At 68.1% G+C, this 15818-nt stretch carries 12 protein-coding genes; 6 read left to right on the top strand and 6 right to left on the bottom strand.

Annotated elements, in window-relative coordinates; all coding sequences use genetic code 11:
• Positions 1 to 27: 27 nt before the first annotated feature.
• The 6 genes from ABGB19_RS07080 to ABGB19_RS07055 form a co-directional block, all read right to left on the bottom strand.
• Positions 28 to 1872, bottom strand: a complete 1845-nt coding sequence (locus ABGB19_RS07080) for a pyruvate kinase (protein WP_347685168.1) — start codon at positions 1870 to 1872, stop codon at positions 28 to 30.
• A gap of 105 nt (positions 1873 to 1977) precedes the next feature.
• The gene (locus ABGB19_RS07075) at positions 1978 to 3438 is read right to left on the bottom strand and encodes a long-chain fatty acid--CoA ligase (RefSeq protein ID WP_347685167.1); all 1461 of its coding nucleotides are present in this window, start codon (positions 3436 to 3438) and stop codon (positions 1978 to 1980) included.
• 55 nt (positions 3439 to 3493) lie between these two features.
• Entirely contained in the window at positions 3494 to 4300 is an 807-nt protein-coding gene (locus ABGB19_RS07070) for an SDR family oxidoreductase (RefSeq protein ID WP_347685166.1), read from the bottom strand.
• A 1-nt stretch (position 4301) separates the two neighbouring features.
• Complete coding sequence (locus tag ABGB19_RS07065) at positions 4302 to 5858, bottom strand: AMP-binding protein (protein ID WP_347685165.1); 1557 nt, start codon at positions 5856 to 5858, stop codon at positions 4302 to 4304.
• 3 nt (positions 5859 to 5861) lie between these two features.
• Positions 5862 to 6599 (bottom strand): GntR family transcriptional regulator, encoded by a 738-nt coding sequence (locus ABGB19_RS07060; RefSeq protein ID WP_347685164.1) that lies wholly within the window; start codon positions 6597 to 6599, stop codon positions 5862 to 5864.
• A complete protein-coding gene (locus tag ABGB19_RS07055) occupies positions 6596 to 8209 on the bottom strand; it encodes an SMP-30/gluconolactonase/LRE family protein (RefSeq protein ID WP_347685163.1) in 1614 nt (537 codons plus the stop codon). The genes ABGB19_RS07060 and ABGB19_RS07055 overlap by 4 nt, the downstream gene beginning before the upstream one ends.
• Positions 8210 to 8347: 138 nt before the next feature.
• Here ABGB19_RS07055 and ABGB19_RS07050 point away from each other — a divergent pair, with 138 nt between their 5' ends.
• Genes ABGB19_RS07050 through ABGB19_RS07025 form a run of 6 tightly spaced genes read left to right on the top strand, consistent with a single transcriptional unit; the run spans position 8348 to position 15815 of the window.
• The gene (locus tag ABGB19_RS07050; protein WP_347685162.1) at positions 8348 to 9193 is read left to right on the top strand and encodes an SDR family oxidoreductase; all 846 of its coding nucleotides are present in this window, start codon (positions 8348 to 8350) and stop codon (positions 9191 to 9193) included.
• 10 nt (positions 9194 to 9203) lie between these two features.
• On the top strand, positions 9204 to 10604 hold the full coding sequence (locus ABGB19_RS07045) for an aromatic ring-hydroxylating dioxygenase subunit alpha (protein ID WP_347685161.1): 1401 nt from the start codon (positions 9204 to 9206) through the stop codon (positions 10602 to 10604).
• Positions 10605 to 10622: 18 nt separating this feature from the next.
• Positions 10623 to 12467 (top strand): NAD(P)/FAD-dependent oxidoreductase, encoded by a 1845-nt coding sequence (locus ABGB19_RS07040; RefSeq protein WP_347685160.1) that lies wholly within the window; start codon positions 10623 to 10625, stop codon positions 12465 to 12467.
• Between the two features lie 9 nt (positions 12468 to 12476).
• Entirely contained in the window at positions 12477 to 13424 is a 948-nt protein-coding gene (locus tag ABGB19_RS07035; RefSeq protein WP_347685159.1) for an SDR family NAD(P)-dependent oxidoreductase, read from the top strand.
• Positions 13417 to 14652, top strand: coding sequence for a CoA transferase (locus tag ABGB19_RS07030; protein ID WP_347685158.1), 1236 nt, complete (start codon positions 13417 to 13419; stop codon positions 14650 to 14652). Before ABGB19_RS07035 ends, ABGB19_RS07030 begins: the two co-directional genes overlap by 8 nt.
• Before the next feature lie 2 nt (positions 14653 to 14654).
• Entirely contained in the window at positions 14655 to 15815 is a 1161-nt protein-coding gene (locus ABGB19_RS07025; protein ID WP_347685157.1) for an acyl-CoA dehydrogenase family protein, read from the top strand.
• The last annotated feature ends 3 nt before the right edge of the window (positions 15816 to 15818 follow it).

Below are 15818 nucleotides of genomic sequence, written 5' to 3'. Positions count from 1 at the left end.
CAGGTCGACGGTCGGAATATCGTCGCGCTAGGCGTCAGGCCGCCACGAATGCAGTTGTGGCAGTAGGGCGGTCTTCTTGTAGTGATGCTCGGTCATCCGGCGCAGGATGTCGTCGAGCACCACGACCGCTTCGGAGATGTGCGGCCCCTTGTTGAGCATGACGCACTCCGCGCGTTCGCCCATCGCCGCGTCGCTGATCTCCGCACGCGACGGTAGCCCACTCTTGGCCAGTTGCTCGAGCACCTGGGTGGCCCAGACGACCGGCAGGTGAGCGGCTTCGCACAACCACAGGATCTCCTCCTGCAGCTCCGCGAGCCGTTCGTAGCCGGCCTCCACGGCGAGATCACCGCGGGCGATCATGACACCGACGCGCGGCCGGCGCATCGCGGTGAGCAGCAGCTGTGGCAGGTGTTCGAACGCGCGCCGCGTCTCGATCTTGAGCACCACGCCCAGCCGGTCGCCGCCGACCCGGCGCAGCTCGTCGTGGAGGCGCTCAACGTCGGACGGATCCTGTACGAACGACATCTGGACGACGTCGGCGATGTCGACCACCGCGGTCAGGCCGGCGACATCCTTTTCGGTCAGCGCGGAGATCGGGAGCCGGGTGTCGGGGACGTTGACGCCCTTCTCGGCCCGCAGCCGCGACCCGCCGGAAGCGGCGCGGTCGATCCGCACCCGCAGCGCGTCGTGGTCCGCGCCGACGATCACGCCGCCGATGCGCCCGTCGTCGAAGAGAATCCGGTCGCCGACGTGCGCGTAGTCGAAGACCTCGGGCAGCGTGCAGCCGATCCACGGGCCGCCGTCCGCATCGGCGGGGGCCGGCGAGCAATCTCGGGTCACGGTCAGCACGTCGCCCCGCCGCAGCAGCAGGCTCTGCTCCCGCTCCGGCAGCAGGCCCACCTCGGCCGGGTCGTCGGCGTGCACGACATGCAGAACGGTGCCGGTGGCGAGATAGGCCGTCTTGTCGACGGCCGCGACGAGGCCGGCGGCCTCGCGGTCGGGTCGGCTCAGCACGAGTTCCCGCTTCGCGCCGCGGGTGTCGCGCAGCCTCACGACGTCACCGTCCCGGCGCCGCGCCAGCCACCTGCCCGGCACCGGAAGCGTGACCATCGTCGCGTCGGGCGCCGCTGCGGGTTCTTCGGACGCGGTGAGCCACACGAGGGCGGGCGCGACGACGCGGCCGAGGGTATCGCGGCGCGGACGCGCCTTGAGCACCCGGGGCCCGGCCTCGATGGGTCCGGTGCGGACCTTGGGGCCGGCCAGATCCATTGCGACGAGGCAGCTTCGGCCGGTCTCTTCGGTGGCGCGACGTACGTGAGCCGCCATCGCACGCCAGGCGGCGGGATCGTCGTGCGCGCAGTTGACGCGGGCTAGGTTCATCCCGCGCGCGACGAGGTCGCGAACCACGTCGAAATCGGTCGCCGCCGATGACGGCAGCGTGACCATGATGCGGGTATCCCGGTCGGCCGGCTCGGGTCCGAGCAGTTCGTCGGCGCGTCGCCGCAGCAGGTCGTGCGTCTCGGTGACACCGCCGACGGCGGGGGGATCCCAGATCCCGCCGACCATTGCGACCACGGCCGCGCGGACCAGTCTCAGTGTCGCCTCGACGCGCGGCTCGCTGCGCCCCAGCGAGGACAGCCCGAAAGCCGCCAGCCTGCGCTGTAGTCCGCGCAGGTCGCTCTGCCGAATCGCCCAGTAGTGAACCATGTTTCGAGCGCTGTCGCGGTAGTCGGCGTCAACTCCGGCGAGCCGGTCCGACCACGCCACCTCCGCCCGCTCGAGCCGATCGATCAACTCGTCGAGATGGCCGAGCAGCGCACCCGGCGCCGTGGGATCGACAGGCGCCAGTAGACCCGTTTCAAGAGACGACACCGATCACTCCCCAGTTCGCGAAGGCGGTCCGGCCCACGCTATGGGTACTCGGTTACCTGCGGATGAACTGGAGGCGGCGACCGAGGATCCTGTTCAGAACGACGCCTACCGCAGGCGTGCGCGCAACTCCCGCTTCAACACCTTGCCGTAGCTGTTCTTCGGCAGCTCGTCGATGAACTCGTACCGCTTGGGCCGCTTGAACCGGGCGATGCGCTCGAGTAGGTGCGCGTCCAACTCGACCTCCGACACCGAGCCGACGACGAACGCAACGACCACCTCGCCCCACTCCTCGTCCGGTGCGCCGACCACGCCGGCCTCGATGACGCCCGGGTGCTCGAGCAGCACCTCCTCGACCTCGCGCGGATAGATGTTGCTGCCGCCGCTGATCACCACGTCCTTGGACCGGTCGCGCAGCGTGAGGAAGCCACGGTCGTCGAACGACCCCATGTCGCCGGTGCGCAGCCAGCCGTCCTGCAGCGTGGCCGCGGTCGCTTCGGGATTGTTCCAGTAGCCCGACATGACAACGTCGCCGCGACAGACGATCTCGCCGATCTCGCCCACGTCGGCGAACGTACCGTCGTCACGCAGCACCGCGACGTCCACCCCGGAGCGGGCGTAGCCGACGGAGCCCAGCACCGCGTCGTCGGCACCGATGTGGTCTGAACGACGCAGGCCGGTGATCGTCATCGGCGCCTCGCCCTGGCCGTAGAGCTGGACGAAGACCGGGCCGAAGGCGGCCATCGCCTTCTTCAAGCTGTCGACGTACATGGGGCCGCCCCCGTAGACGATCGTGCGCAGGTTGTGCGGGCAGGCCCGCCTCGTCTGCACGAGCCGCTGCACCATGGTCGGCGCCAGGAACGCGCTGCACCCGAAGTGGTGCTCGCACAGGTCGAGGAACTCCTGCGGCTCGAAAGCGCCGGATTCGGGGATCACCTGACGCGCCCCCCGCAACACGTAGGGCGGGATGTAGAGGCCCGAGCCGTGCGACATCGGCGCACCGTGCACCAGGCTCGAGTCCTCGTCGGGCGCGTCGAAATCCGCCAGATGCGAGAGCGTCATCGCCATCAGGTTGCGGTGTGACAGCATCGCGCCCTTGGACCGCCCGGTGGTTCCGCTCGTGTAGAACAACCACGCCAGCGTCTCCGGATCGGTCACCGGGGGGGCCGACGGCGGTGCGGCGAAACGGCTCTCGTAGGGGTCGCTGCCGATGAGTTCGATCGGCACGCCGGTCTCGGGTGCCAGTGTCTCGGCGACCTTCGGCGACGCGAACACCTGCGCCGCGCCGGAGTCTTCGAGGATCTGCACCATCTCGCGCGGGTGCAGCTTGTAGTTGATCGGCACGTAGACGCATTCGGCCGCCCACACGCCGAACATCAGCTCGACGATCTCCGGGCGGTTCTCGCTGGCGATCGCTATCCGGGCGCCCCGCGCGCCGAGCGAGGTGGCCAGTCGCAATGCACGCTCGCGCAATTCCGACCACGTAAGCCGCTGCCGGCGGCCGTGATACACCGCGCCACGGTCACCGAAGCGGCTGGCGGCCTGGTCGAGCAGGGCGAACAGGTTCACTGTTCTCCGTCCCCCTGCCCTTCGGGCGGGAGGTGCCCCCACTTCGCGCGAGCGCTCATCGCCGCGCCACCCAGTCGGAGTTGAGCGCGAAGTCCGAGAGGTACTTGGTCGAACTCCACCCGCCGTCGACCACGATCTCCTGGCCGTTGATGAAACTCGCACCGTCCGAACACAGGAACGCCACCGTGCTCGCGATGTCGTCGACCTCACCCAGTCGCGGGTACGGCGTCATCTCGGTGTTGATCTTGCGGAACCGCTCGTCTTCCAGCCGGGTGGCCACCATGGGGGTGAGGGTCACCCCCGGGGCGACGGCGTTGCACCGGATGCCCTGCGGTCCGTACTGGCAGGCGATATGCCTGGTGAGCGACGTCAACCCACCCTTGGCCGCCGAATACGCCCCGCCACGCAGCCCGCCGACGACGGCGAACGTGGACGTGACGTTGATGATCGCCGACCCCGGCTGCATATGCGGGATCACGTCGCGCGCCAACCGGAACGGCGCCCGCAACATCAAACCCAGGAAATAGTCGAGAGATTCGTCGTCGGTCTCGTGCAGCGGCTTGGGACTACCGACTCCGGCGTTGTTGACCAGGAAGTCGATTCGGCCCCAGCGGTCCAGTGCGGCCTGCACGATGCGGTGCGGCGCGTCGTCCGCGGTCAGGTCGACGGCAATCGTCGCCACCCGGGCCGGATCGCCGATCGCATTCTCCAGTTCCGCGAGCCGCTCCTCGTCGCGGCCCGTGCCGAGCACCGCCATGCCGGCCTCGGCCAGCTTGGTCGCACAACCGAATCCGATGCCGCTGCTGGCACCGGTCACGATCGCCACCTGAGTCGACTTGCTCGTCGCGTCCGCGGTCGTCATGTCAACCATCCATCCCGATCAGTGTCGCCCTTATGCGATGTTTCAAGACTTTCCCTGCGTCGTTCTTGGGTAACGCCTCCCAGACCTCGACCCGCTCGGGTGCCTTGAACCGTGCGACCCCGTGGTCCTCCAACAGGGCACGCATCGCGGCCACATCGGGCGCCGACTGTCCGCACGGCACGACGACGGCGCAGGCCCGCTCGCCGGTGCGCTCGTCGGGCACCCCGACGACAGCGATCTCCGCGATGCCCGGATGCCCGATGAGGATGTCCTCGACCTCCTTGGGGGAGATGTTCTCGCCGTTGCGGATGATGATGTCCTTGGCGCGCCCGCTGACCACCAGGTATCCGTCGTCGACCCAGCGCCCGAGATCGCCGGTGCAGAAGAAGCCCTCGCCGTCGAAGGCCGTCGTCTCGTCATCCGGATGCAGATAGCCGACGAGCATCTGCGGGCCGCGGGCGCGGATCTCCCCGTCGACCACCGCGACGTCGGCGATGCCGGGTCTGCCGTCGGTGTCTGCCGCGTGCTCGACGTCGTCCAGCGAACCGACCGTCGTCACCGGCACCTCCGTCGACCCGTACACCCGCGAAACCGCTGCTGTCTCGAAATAGCCTGCAGCCCTTCGTATCAACGATGGCGGGACCGAGGCACCGCCGCAGATGAACACCTTGAGATCCGGCAGCCGGGTGCCGGCGCGTTCGGCCGCGGCGAGCAGGCCGTCGAGAAACGGCGTTGCCCCGGCCATGTGCGTGATGCGCTCGGCGAGCATCAGCGACACGGCGGTATCGGCGTCCCAGCGCTCCATCAGCACGGCGGTACTGCCCAGGAGCAGGGGACATTCGAACGCGTAGATCGACCCGCCGATGTGGGCGATCGGTGACGGCACCAGGAAGTGGTCGCCGGGCGCGACGCGCCAGTGCGCGCCGATCTGCCGGATCAACGCGTGGATCGAGTTATGCGTGTGCAGAACGCCTTTGGGCCGTCCGGTCGTCCCCGACGTGTAAAGGATCATCCGCACCGAATCGGCGTTCAGCACCGGCAGCACCGCCGTACCCCCGCCGGTGAACAGCGACTCGTACGGGGTGTGCGCACCGACTTCGCCGCGCAGCACCACGACCTCGGGCGGGGACGCCATGGCGGCGGTGACCCGGTCGAGCATCGCGACGTAGTCGTGCTTGCCGAACGCCGACGGCACGAAGATCGCGCGGCAGTCGGCGTCGGACAGGATGAACGTCAGCTCGTGATCCCGCAGCGACGGCAGGATGGGGTTCACCACCATGCCGGCCAGCGTCGCCCCGAGATAGATGACCGCGGCCTCGTGCCAGTTCGGCAACATGAACGACACCACGCTGCCCGGGGGCATCCGCGCCATCAGGGCTTGCGCCAGCACCACGGCCCGGTCGTGTAGGCCACCGCAGTCGAGGCGAACATCGCCGTCCACCAGGATGATCCGACCCGGAGTCGCCCGCGCCGCGTCGCGCAGCGAGTCGGGCAGCGTCTCGGAGACCCACAGCCCTCGGCGGTAGGCGTCGGCCGCACGGACCTCGTCGACCCGCACGCGCTAGCCCTTCACCCGGCGCATGGTCATCGAGTGCCGGTACCGCGACGACGGGTGCGTGTTGATGGTCACCTGAGCGACCTCGCCGTCGGAGGTCGTGTAGGTCCGCCGCATCTCGAGTGCGGCGCTGCCCGGCCGAACCTTGAGCACGTCCGCGAGTTCCGGGGACGCCGAGATCGCCGAGATCTCCTGGTGTACCTCGACGACGCTCACCCCGAACAGATCCTCGATCAGCGGGAAGATGGGCCCGGAATGGCGCTGCAGCAGCCGGCCGACGGCGGCGAACGCCCGGTTGATGTAGTACTCCGTCGTGCAGACCGGCGCATCGCCGCCGTCGCTCTGTCGCTGTCCCCGCACGGCCAGCCACTGCGATCCGGGCTCGAGATTGGTCCGCTCGGCGAGCGCGTCGTCCACGGTGACCATCGCGGTGGACTCGATGGTCAGCTGGGCGCCCGACGCGAACGCCAGCAGGTCGTTGATCGACACCACGTCCTGCACATAGGAATTCGCAGAGGGTCGGGGCACCACCAGCGTGCCGGCGCGGGGACGCGACGCGACGAGGTTGTCATCGCGCAGTCGGCGCAACGCCTCGCGGATGGTGTACCGGCTGACCTCGAACCGCTCACACAACTGCTGCTCGGTGGGCAATTGGGAGCCCACCGGATACACCCCGTCGACGATCTCCTTGCGCAGCGTGCGCGCCACCTGCAGGTAGCGGTGATCGGTCGGGCTGACGGTCATGATCGCCGTATCGCCAGCACGCTGCCCTCGCCGTCGGCCGACACATACAACGCGCCGTCACCTCCGACCGCGATGCCCGCGAACGGACCCTGCGGACCGGAGAACGGCGGCATTCCCTTGAGCGGCTTGGGTTCCACCCCGGGCGGCGGGCCGACGGGCAGGCCGGAGGCGATGGTGCTGCGCGAACCGGTGTGCAGGTCGACCGCGACGACCTCCTTGGCGCCGGCGTCGACGATGTAGAGCAAACCGTCGGCGACCGCGAGGCCCTGCGGGCGGTGCAGGCCGTCGACCACGGTCTGGACTCCGCCGGTCAGGGCTACGACCCGCCCCGCGCCCGACTCCGCCACCAGGGGGCCGTCCGGACCGAACGCGACGCCGACGGGCTCCCGCAGGCCGGAGGCCAGGACCTCGGCATGACCGGACCGCAGCGAGTGCACCCGGCCGGTGCCGAGTTCGGCGAACACGATCTCCTCGCCGGGTCCGACCGCGACACCGTAAAGCTGGTCGAATCCGTCTGCCAGATAGTCGGTTTCGCCGTCAGCGGGTCGATAGCGGGCCACCTGACCGCCCGAGGTGGCGACCACCCAGGTGCCGGCCCCGGCGGGCGCCAGTCCGCGCAGGAAGCCCGGATACCCGGGGGTGAACAACATGCCCACGGTCCGCAGCGACCCGTCGGCGCCGACCGCGTAGAAGTACGTGCCGTCGGCGACGTAGAGGATGCCGTCGTCGCCGACCGCCAGGTCCAGCGGCCAGTTCAACCCACCCGCGAGCACGGTGCGGGTCTCGCCACCGCCGAGGATCTCGGTGATCTCGCCGGTGAAGTTCGACACGAACAACCGGTCGCCCACGAAGGTCAGGTTGTCCAGCCCCGGATTCAGTTGTGCCAGAATCGTCTTGTCGCCGCTGCGGGGGTCCACGCGCACCACTTGCCCGCTGGCCACCTGCGTCGACACCAGATGGCCCTGCGGGTCGAACTTCACCGCGTCGGGCACGCCGAGATCGGCCGTCACCCGCTCGGGTTCGCTGTGCTTGTTGGGGTCCGGATCTAACCGCCAGATCTCGTTGGCGGTCATCAGCGGGTAGTACAGCAACCCGTCCGGGCCGACCTCCATCGCGTTCGGCGACGGCAGGTTGTCGGCCAGCACCCGCAAGTCACCGCTGTCCCTGTCGAGTTCCATCAGCCGGCCGCCCTCGCGGCATTCGTTGACGAACAACCGGTCCTGATGGACGGTGATGCCGTTCGCGCACGGCAGGTCGTCGCGCAGCACCCGGGTCCGGCCGTCGGCGTCCCGCACGCTCACCCGCCCGTCCATCACCTCGGTGGCATACAGGTTGCCGGCCGCGTCGAACGCGACGTCGTCGGGCGCGATGATCGCCCCGCCCTTGGCGCTGACCGTCTCGAGGCGGCCACTCTTGAGGTCGAGCGCGCTGATCTGGCTGCCCGTCACCTGTGCGACGTAGACGCGACCGTCGGGGCCGGTGCGGAGGCCGTTCGCGCCGAACAGACGGCTGGGCGCGGTCAGACGCTCGAGCCGCCAGCCCTGCGCAACGACCGGTTCCGGCCCGATGTAGCGGGTCTGCGGCAGTGCGTCCGTCGCGGAGTGCGTCATGAACTCGGACGTTATCAAGCTGTCCTAGTCCAGACAATAGCGTCGAGAATCTAGGGGTCGGACCTTGACGGGCCGAATCGGCCTGCGGAATAGTGTTCTGCAATATGCAGAGCACCATATGTTGTCCGGACAAATAGCATGCCCGATCTGTTGAGGCTGGACGGCCGCATCGTCGTGGTGTCGGGGGCCGGTGGCGGCGGAATCGGCACCACCGTGACGCGGATGGCCGCAGAGGCCGGTGCCACGGTCGTCGCCGTGAGCCGGTCGAAGCAGAACCTCGACGAGCACGTCGGCCCGTTGGCCGAGCGCGGGCTGTCCGTCGTGTCCGTGGCCGCCGATGCGTCGACCGACGAGGGCATCGCGACGGTGATGGATCAGGTGCGGTGCACCGACGGCGACCTATACGGTCTGGTCAACATCGCGGGGGGCGCGGCGCCGTCGACGTGGATGCCCTCCACGCGGGTCACGCGCGAGGACTGGCGGTCGCTGTTCACCGCGAACCTCGAAACCGCGTTCTTCATGAGCCAGGCCGTCGCGGCCGAGATCCGGGGACACGGCAACCCCGGTTCGATCGTGTCGCTCTCGTCGATCAGCGGCATGAACACCGCGCCGTTCCACATCGCATACGGCACCGCGAAGGCCGCGGTGGCCGCGATGACCAGGACGATGGCGGTGGAACTCGCGCTGGACGGCATCCGCGTCAACGCCGTCGCACCCGGAGTCACCGAGACCGCGGCCTCGCGCGCCTACGTCGACACCGATCCCGGCCGCGACCGCACCGCGATCGCGATGGGCAGACGCGGCCGCCCCGAGGAGCAGGCCGGCGCGATTCTGTTTCTGCTGTCCGATCTTTCGAGCTACGTCACGGGGCAGACGCTGCTCGTCGACGGCGGCCTGAACCTGAAGTGGACGCACCTCGGCGACGACAACACCTCGCTGTTCCTCAAGGACGAGACCTTCCGCAGCGCCATCAAGCGTTACTAGGAGAAATGTGATGACCGATCTGGAAAACAAGCCCGGGATTCCGGCGGAAGAGATTGCCGAAGAGTTGTCCTCGCCCATGACGATCAGCGTGGACGCCTACATCTCCGAGGTGTACGCCCGCGCGGAGCGCGACAAGCTGTGGCGCAAGGTCTGGCAGCAGGTCGGCCGCGTCGAGGAGATCCCCGAGGTCGGCAGCTACCTGACCTACGACATCCTCGACGACTCGATCATCGTCGTGCGCACCGGACCCGGCGAAACAGGGGAGGCGTTCGCCGCGCATCACAACGTGTGCATGCACCGCGGCCGCCGCCTGGTCGACACCCCCGACGGCGCGAAGAACGCCGTCGGACGGGCGCGGAAGTCATTGGTGTGCGGATTCCACGGCTGGACATACGGTTTGGACGGCGCCTGCACCCACATCCGCGAACAGGACGACTGGAAAGGCGCGCTCACCCCGCAGAACACCCACCTAGTACCCGTTCAGGTCGACACCTGGGGCGGTTGGTTGTTCATCAACATGGACCCCGACTGTGAGCCGCTGGCGGACTACCTCTTTCCCGCCGCGAAGATCCTCGACCCGTTCGGGCTGGAGAACATGCGCTACAAGTGGCGCAAGTGGCTGTACTTCGACTGCAACTGGAAGGTCGCGCTGGAGGCGTTCAACGAGACCTACCACGTGTTCACCACCCACCCGGAGTTCAACAAGTTCGGCGAGTTCAAGGGCTGGGCGAAGGCGCAGGGCAAGCACAGCAACATCGGCTACGACGCGCCCAAGGGCATGGACGAGACGAAGTCCAAGATCCGGCTCGGCACCGGGGACGACGCGCGCGTCTCCACCGCGGAGATGCAGATGTACACCTGGGAGCAGACCAACGCGACCACCACCGAGACGCTGGTCAACGCGGCGAAGCGACTGGTCGACGAACTGCCCGAGGGCACTCCCGCCGACAAGGTGCTGCAGCACTGGCTGGCGTCGGCGCGTCGCGACGACGAGGCCCGCGGGGTCATCTGGCCGACGATCCCGCCGGACATCCTCGGTCAGAGCGGCACCGCCTGGCAGCTCTTCCCGAACTTCCAGATCGGCCAGGGCCTGACCAGCGCGCTGTGCTACAGCGCGCGGCCGCACCCGAGCTACGACCCGAACAAGTGCATCTTCGAGGTCGCCACCCTGGAGCTGTACCCGAAGGGCCAGGAGCCGCAGACGGAGTGGCAGTACACCCCGAAGGAGAGCCCGAACTGGTTATCCGTTCTGCCGCAGGACTTCTCGAACATGGCCGCGGTGCAGCAGGGCATGAAGTCGCTGGGCTTCTCCGGCACCAAACCCAATCCGTACCGCGAACGCAGCACCGTAAACCTGCACTACCAGTTGTCCAAATACATGGGGACCGGCGAACCACAGGAGCTTTCGTAAGTGACTCTTCTCGATCCAGTGTCCAGCACCCCCTGCGGGCCGACCGATACGCCCGACGACGTCGACATCGACGCGCTGCGCGAGAAGTACGAGCACGAGCGCACGAAGCGGTTGCGCACCGACGGGTCGGCGCAATACCTCGAACTCACAGGCGATTTCGCGGAGTTCGCAGAGGTCGACCCGCACACCCCGGTGACGCCGCGCACACCGATCAACGAGGACATCGAGGTGGCGGTGCTCGGCGGCGGCATCGCCGGCCTGCTGGCCGGCGCCTACCTCAAGAAGGCGGGCGTCGACGATGTGCACATCATCGAGATGGCCGGCGACTTCGGCGGCGTGTGGTACTGGAACCGCTTCCCCGGAATTCAGTGCGACAACGACGCATACTGTTACATCCCGATGCTCGAAGAGCTCGATTTCATGCCGAGCAAGAAGTACGCCGACGGTGCCGAGATCTTCGAGCACTGCCGCAACATCGGCAAGCACTTCGGGTTGTACGACGGTGCGATCTTCTCCACTCAGGTGCGCACGGTCCGCTGGGACGATGCGGTCAACCGCTGGCATCTGCAGACCGACCGCGGCGACGACATCCGCGCGCGCTTCGTGGTCATGGCACAGGGCTCCTACAACCGGCCCAAGCTGCCCGGCATCCCGGGGGTCAGGGACTTCAAGGGCCACATCTTCCACTCGGCACGGTGGGACTACGACTACACCGGCGGCGACGCCAACGGTGGTCTGCACAAGCTGCACGACAAGCGCGTCGCCCTGGTCGGGACCGGGGCGACCGGGGTGCAGCTGGTCCCGCATCTGGGACGAGACGCCCAACAGCTGTACGTATTTCAGCGGACCCCGTCCTCGGTGGACATGCGGGGCAACGAGCCGACGGATCCGCGGTGGGCCGCCTCCCTGCAGCCCGGCTGGCAGGAAGAGCGCAAGCGCAACTTCCATCGCTGGTCGCCGTTCGAGGGGGTGGTCTTCGACGCCGCCGACCAGGTCTGCGACTTCTGGACCGAGCTGGGCCGCAACACGACCGCCCGGATCGCCGCCAGCCCGGATCCCGCATCGCTGACGATCGAACAGGTGATGGCCATCCGGGAGGAGGAAGATTACAAGGTCATGGAGCGGCTCCGCCGCCGGGTCGCCGAGCTCGTCGAGGACCCGGATACGGCCGAAGCGCTCAAGCCCTATTACCGGTTCATGTGCAAGCGGCCGTGCAGCAGCGACGAGTACCTGCCGACCTTCAACCGGCCGAACGTCACGCTCGTCGACGTCGCGGAGTGCAAGGGCGTCGAAAGGCTGACGGAGAACGGAATCGTCGCCAACGGAGTCGAGTACGAGGTCGACTGCGTGATCTTCGCCAGCGGATTCGAGATCTCCACTGAGATCAGCCGCCGGTACGCGATCGATGCCATCGAAGGCCGTGACGGGCTCTCCCTGTTCGACCACTGGCGGGCGGGCTACAAGACACTGCACGGCATGACGAGCCGTGGATTTCCGAACCAGTTCCACACCGGGTTCATCCAGGGCGGCGTTTCGGCCAACACCACGGCGATGTTCGAGCAGCAGGCCGAGCACATCGCCTACATCATCGCCGAGGCCGTCAAGCGTAAGGCGACGACCGTCGAGCCGAGCCAGGAGGCCCAAGAGTCGTGGGCGAACACCATCCGGGAGTACGCGATGGACACGTCGGCGTTCGATCTGTCCTGCACGCCCGGCTATTACAACAACGAGGGCAACGGTTTCGGCGAAGGTGTGAGGTCGTTCCTCGGCGATTACTTCATGGCCGGGTTCTACGCGTTCGACGATCTGCTGACCGAGTGGCGCGACAAGGGTGACCTGGATGGCCTGGAGTTGACGACGTGACCTCGTCGCATGCCTGACATGAGATTCGACGGCCGGGTCGCGGTCGTCACCGGTGGCGGCAGGGGACTGGGCCGCTCGTACGCGCTGCTGCTTGCGGAGCGCGGCGCGAAGGTCGTGGTCAACGACCTCGGCGGCAGCATCACCGGCGACCTGGATCCCTCCCACCCGCCGCCCGATGCCGAGGCCACACCGGCCAACGAGGTCGTGCGCGAGATCGTCTCGGCGGGTGGGGAAGCCGTCGCATGCACCGACTCGGTCGCCGGCCCCGCCGGTGGCAAGGCGATCATCGACACCGCGGTCGAGCAGTACGGACGCCTCGACATCTTGATCCACAACGCCGGGATCGTGCGCCGCGCCTCGCTGAGGGAGATGACCTACGAGGACTTCGAGGCCGTCGTCGACGTCCACCTGCGCGGCGCATTCCACCTCGTGCGTCCCGCGTTCCCGCTGATGTGCGACGCCGGGTACGGCCGCATCGTGCTGACGTCGTCGATCGGCGGCCTCTACGGCAACCACGAGGTCGCCAACTATGCGGTCGCGAAGGCCGGTGTCATCGGCCTGTCCAATGTGGCCGCGATGGAGGGCGCCGCGCACGGTGTCACGAGCAACGTGATCGTGCCCGCCGCGGTCACGCGGATGGCGGCCGGAATCGACACCTCCGCCTATCCGCCGATGGGTCCGGAACTGGTGGCACCCGCCGTGGGTTGGCTTTCGCACGAATCGTGTTCGGTCACAGGCGAAGTGCTGATTGCGCTGGCAGGCCGGATCGCGCGGGCCGTCGTCGCCGAATCGCCCGGCGTATACCAGCCGTCGTGGTCGATCGAAGACGTCGGTGAGCACATGGCGGCCATCCGCGACATGACAGACCCCGTGGTGTTCCCCGTGGTGCCCGACGGACACGGCGACCACATCAGGTACAGCTTCGCGATGGCCAAGAAGGGGGCGGCCCATGCCTAGTGGTCCGCTGAGCGGGGTGCGCGTCGTCGACCTCACCGCGATGGTGATGGGGCCGTACTGCACGCAGATCATGGCCGACATGGGTGCCGACGTCATCAAAGTCGAACCGCCGCAAGGAGATAACACCCGGTTCATCTCCGTCGGCCCGGCCACCGGCATGAGTGGGGTGTTCGTCAACGTCAACCGCGGCAAGCGCAGCATCGTGCTCGACCTGCAGACGGACGCGGGCAGGGCCGCGATGCGGGGGCTGATCGAGCGCGCCGACGTGTTCATCCACTCCATGCGGGCCAAGGCCATCACGAAACTGGGGTTCGGTTACGACGAGGTCGCCGCGATCAATCCGTCGATCATCTACACGAACTGCTACGGCTACGGTCGCCGCGGGCCGGAGCGCGACCGGCCGGCCTACGACGACACCATCCAGGCCGAATGCGGAATCCCCGCCGTTCAGCAACAACTGACCGGGGAAGCGGATTATGTCGGCACGATCATGGCCGACAAAGTGGCCGGGCTGACCGCTCTTTACGCCACCACGATGGCGTTGTTCCATCGTGAGCGCACCGGCGAAGGCCAGGAGGTCGAGGTCGCCATGTTCGAGACGATGGCGTCCTTCATGCTGGTCGAACATGCCAACGGCGCCATGTTCGACCCTCCGCTCGGTCCCGCGGTGTACCCGCGCACGGTGGCGCCCAACCGCAGGCCGTACCGCACCAGCGACGGCCACATCGCCGCGCTGATCTACAACGACAAGCACTGGAACGCATTCATCGACGCGGTGCAGCCGGCGTGGAACAGCGAGACCTACGCGACGCTCGAACGGCGGGCGCACAACATCGACGCGGTGTACGGACTGCTGGCCGAGACGATGAAGGAGCGCACCACGGCCGAATGGCTGGCGCTGTTCGGCGAACTCGAGATCCCCGCGGCGCCGCTGAACACGCCTGACGCGCTGTTCGACAACCCCCACCTCAACGCGGTCGGCCTATTCGAAACCGTCGACAGCCCGTACGGCCCGGTGCGCTTTCCCGGTGTGCCGACGTGGTTCTCGCGCACCCCCGGCCGGGTGGCCGGGCCCGCCCCGCTGCTGGGCGCCGACACCGACGACGTGCTCGCCGAACTCGGGCTCGACGCCGCCGCCGAGCGCGCCGAGACTACTGTCCATGACGGAAATCCGGCTGAATCCGTCGGAAACCGTAGTGTCGGTGCGGCCAACGCGGAGCCGGTGTAGCCGTGGACTTCGAGATGGGCCGCACGGCCGACGAGCTGCGCCACCAGTTGCGCGACCTGGTGAAAGCCAATGTGCCCGAGCACTATCTCGGCGCCTTCACCGACAATCCCGAGGATCTGGAGACCGCCCAGCGGTTCTGCCGGTTGCTGGCCGAGCGGGAACTGCTGTGCCTGTCGTGGCCCGAGGAGTTCGGTGGGGGCGGCGCGTCGGTGTGGGAACAGACCGTCGTGCGCGAGGAGATGTGGGCGCACCACGAACCGCGCGGCGCCCAGTACATGGGCGTCAACTGGGTCGGTCCGATCATCATGCGGCACGGCACGGCGGCGCAGCAGCGCAAGCATCTGCCGCCGATCGCCCGCGGTGAGGTGATCTGGTGTCAGGGGTTCTCGGAACCCGAGGCCGGCTCCGATCTCGCGTCCCTGCGCACCAGCGCCCGCCATGCCCAGGACGGCTCGGCCGGGTGGCTGGTCAGCGGGCAGAAGATCTGGACGTCGTACGCGACGATGGCGCAGTGGTGCTTCCTGCTGGCCCGCACCTCGAAGGGTGAGAAGAAGCAGCACGGGCTGACGATCTTCCTTGTGCCGATGGACGATCCGGCGATCCAGGTGCGGCCGATCCGGTGCATGATGGGACCGCACCACCTCAACGAGGTCTTCTTCGACGACCTGCGCGTCACCGAGGCCGACGTGCTCGGCACCGTCGACGGCGGTTGGTCGATCGTGCAGGACGTGATGGCCTTCGAGCGCGTCGGCATCGCCCGCTACGCGCGGTGTGAACGCCTGCTGGCCGCGGCACCCGCGGTGCTCGGCGAGCGGTGGGACGACCTGCCCCCGGAGTTGCGCGGCCGCTGGATCCGGATGCTCACGCACTGCCGCCGGGCACGATTGATGGCCTACCGCGTGGTGTCGCTGCAGAGCAGCGGTCGCATCCAGCCCGGCGACGCGGCCGCGTACCGCATCGCGGTCACGAAGCTGGACCAGGACAGCGCCGAGGTGCTCATGGACATCGCCGCCGAGGTGTCGCACGAGGACCCGAGGGCGGCGTGGTTCCTCGGCGAGGTCGAGGACCATTGGAAGTACTCGCAGGCCTCGACCGTATCCTCGGGCAGCATCGAGATGCAGCGCATCCTGCTGTCCCGCGCTCTGCTGGCGGTGTCACGGTGAGCG

It is taken from the genome of Mycobacterium sp. B14F4, from assembly GCF_039871645.1.
GTDB lineage: Bacteria > Actinomycetota > Actinomycetes > Mycobacteriales > Mycobacteriaceae > Mycobacterium.
This window is presented reverse-complemented; position numbering and strand designations above follow the sequence as displayed.

Bases quoted from the DNA above. Each gene is read 5' to 3' on its own strand.
- ABGB19_RS07070 (WP_347685166.1), bottom strand. From the start codon at position 4,300: ATGACGACCGCGGACGCGACGAGCAAGTCGACTCAGGTGGCGATCGTG.
- ABGB19_RS07060 (WP_347685164.1), bottom strand. From the start codon at position 6,599: ATGACCGTCAGCCCGACCGATCACCGCTACCTGCAGGTGGCGCGCACG.
- ABGB19_RS07055 (WP_347685163.1), bottom strand. From the start codon at position 8,209: ATGACGCACTCCGCGACGGACGCACTGCCGCAGACCCGCTACATCGGG.
- ABGB19_RS07050 (WP_347685162.1), top strand. From the start codon at position 8,348: ATGCCCGATCTGTTGAGGCTGGACGGCCGCATCGTCGTGGTGTCGGGG.
- ABGB19_RS07045 (WP_347685161.1), top strand. From the start codon at position 9,204: ATGACCGATCTGGAAAACAAGCCCGGGATTCCGGCGGAAGAGATTGCC.
- ABGB19_RS07035 (WP_347685159.1), top strand. From the start codon at position 12,477: ATGCCTGACATGAGATTCGACGGCCGGGTCGCGGTCGTCACCGGTGGC.
- ABGB19_RS07030 (WP_347685158.1), top strand. From the start codon at position 13,417: ATGCCTAGTGGTCCGCTGAGCGGGGTGCGCGTCGTCGACCTCACCGCG.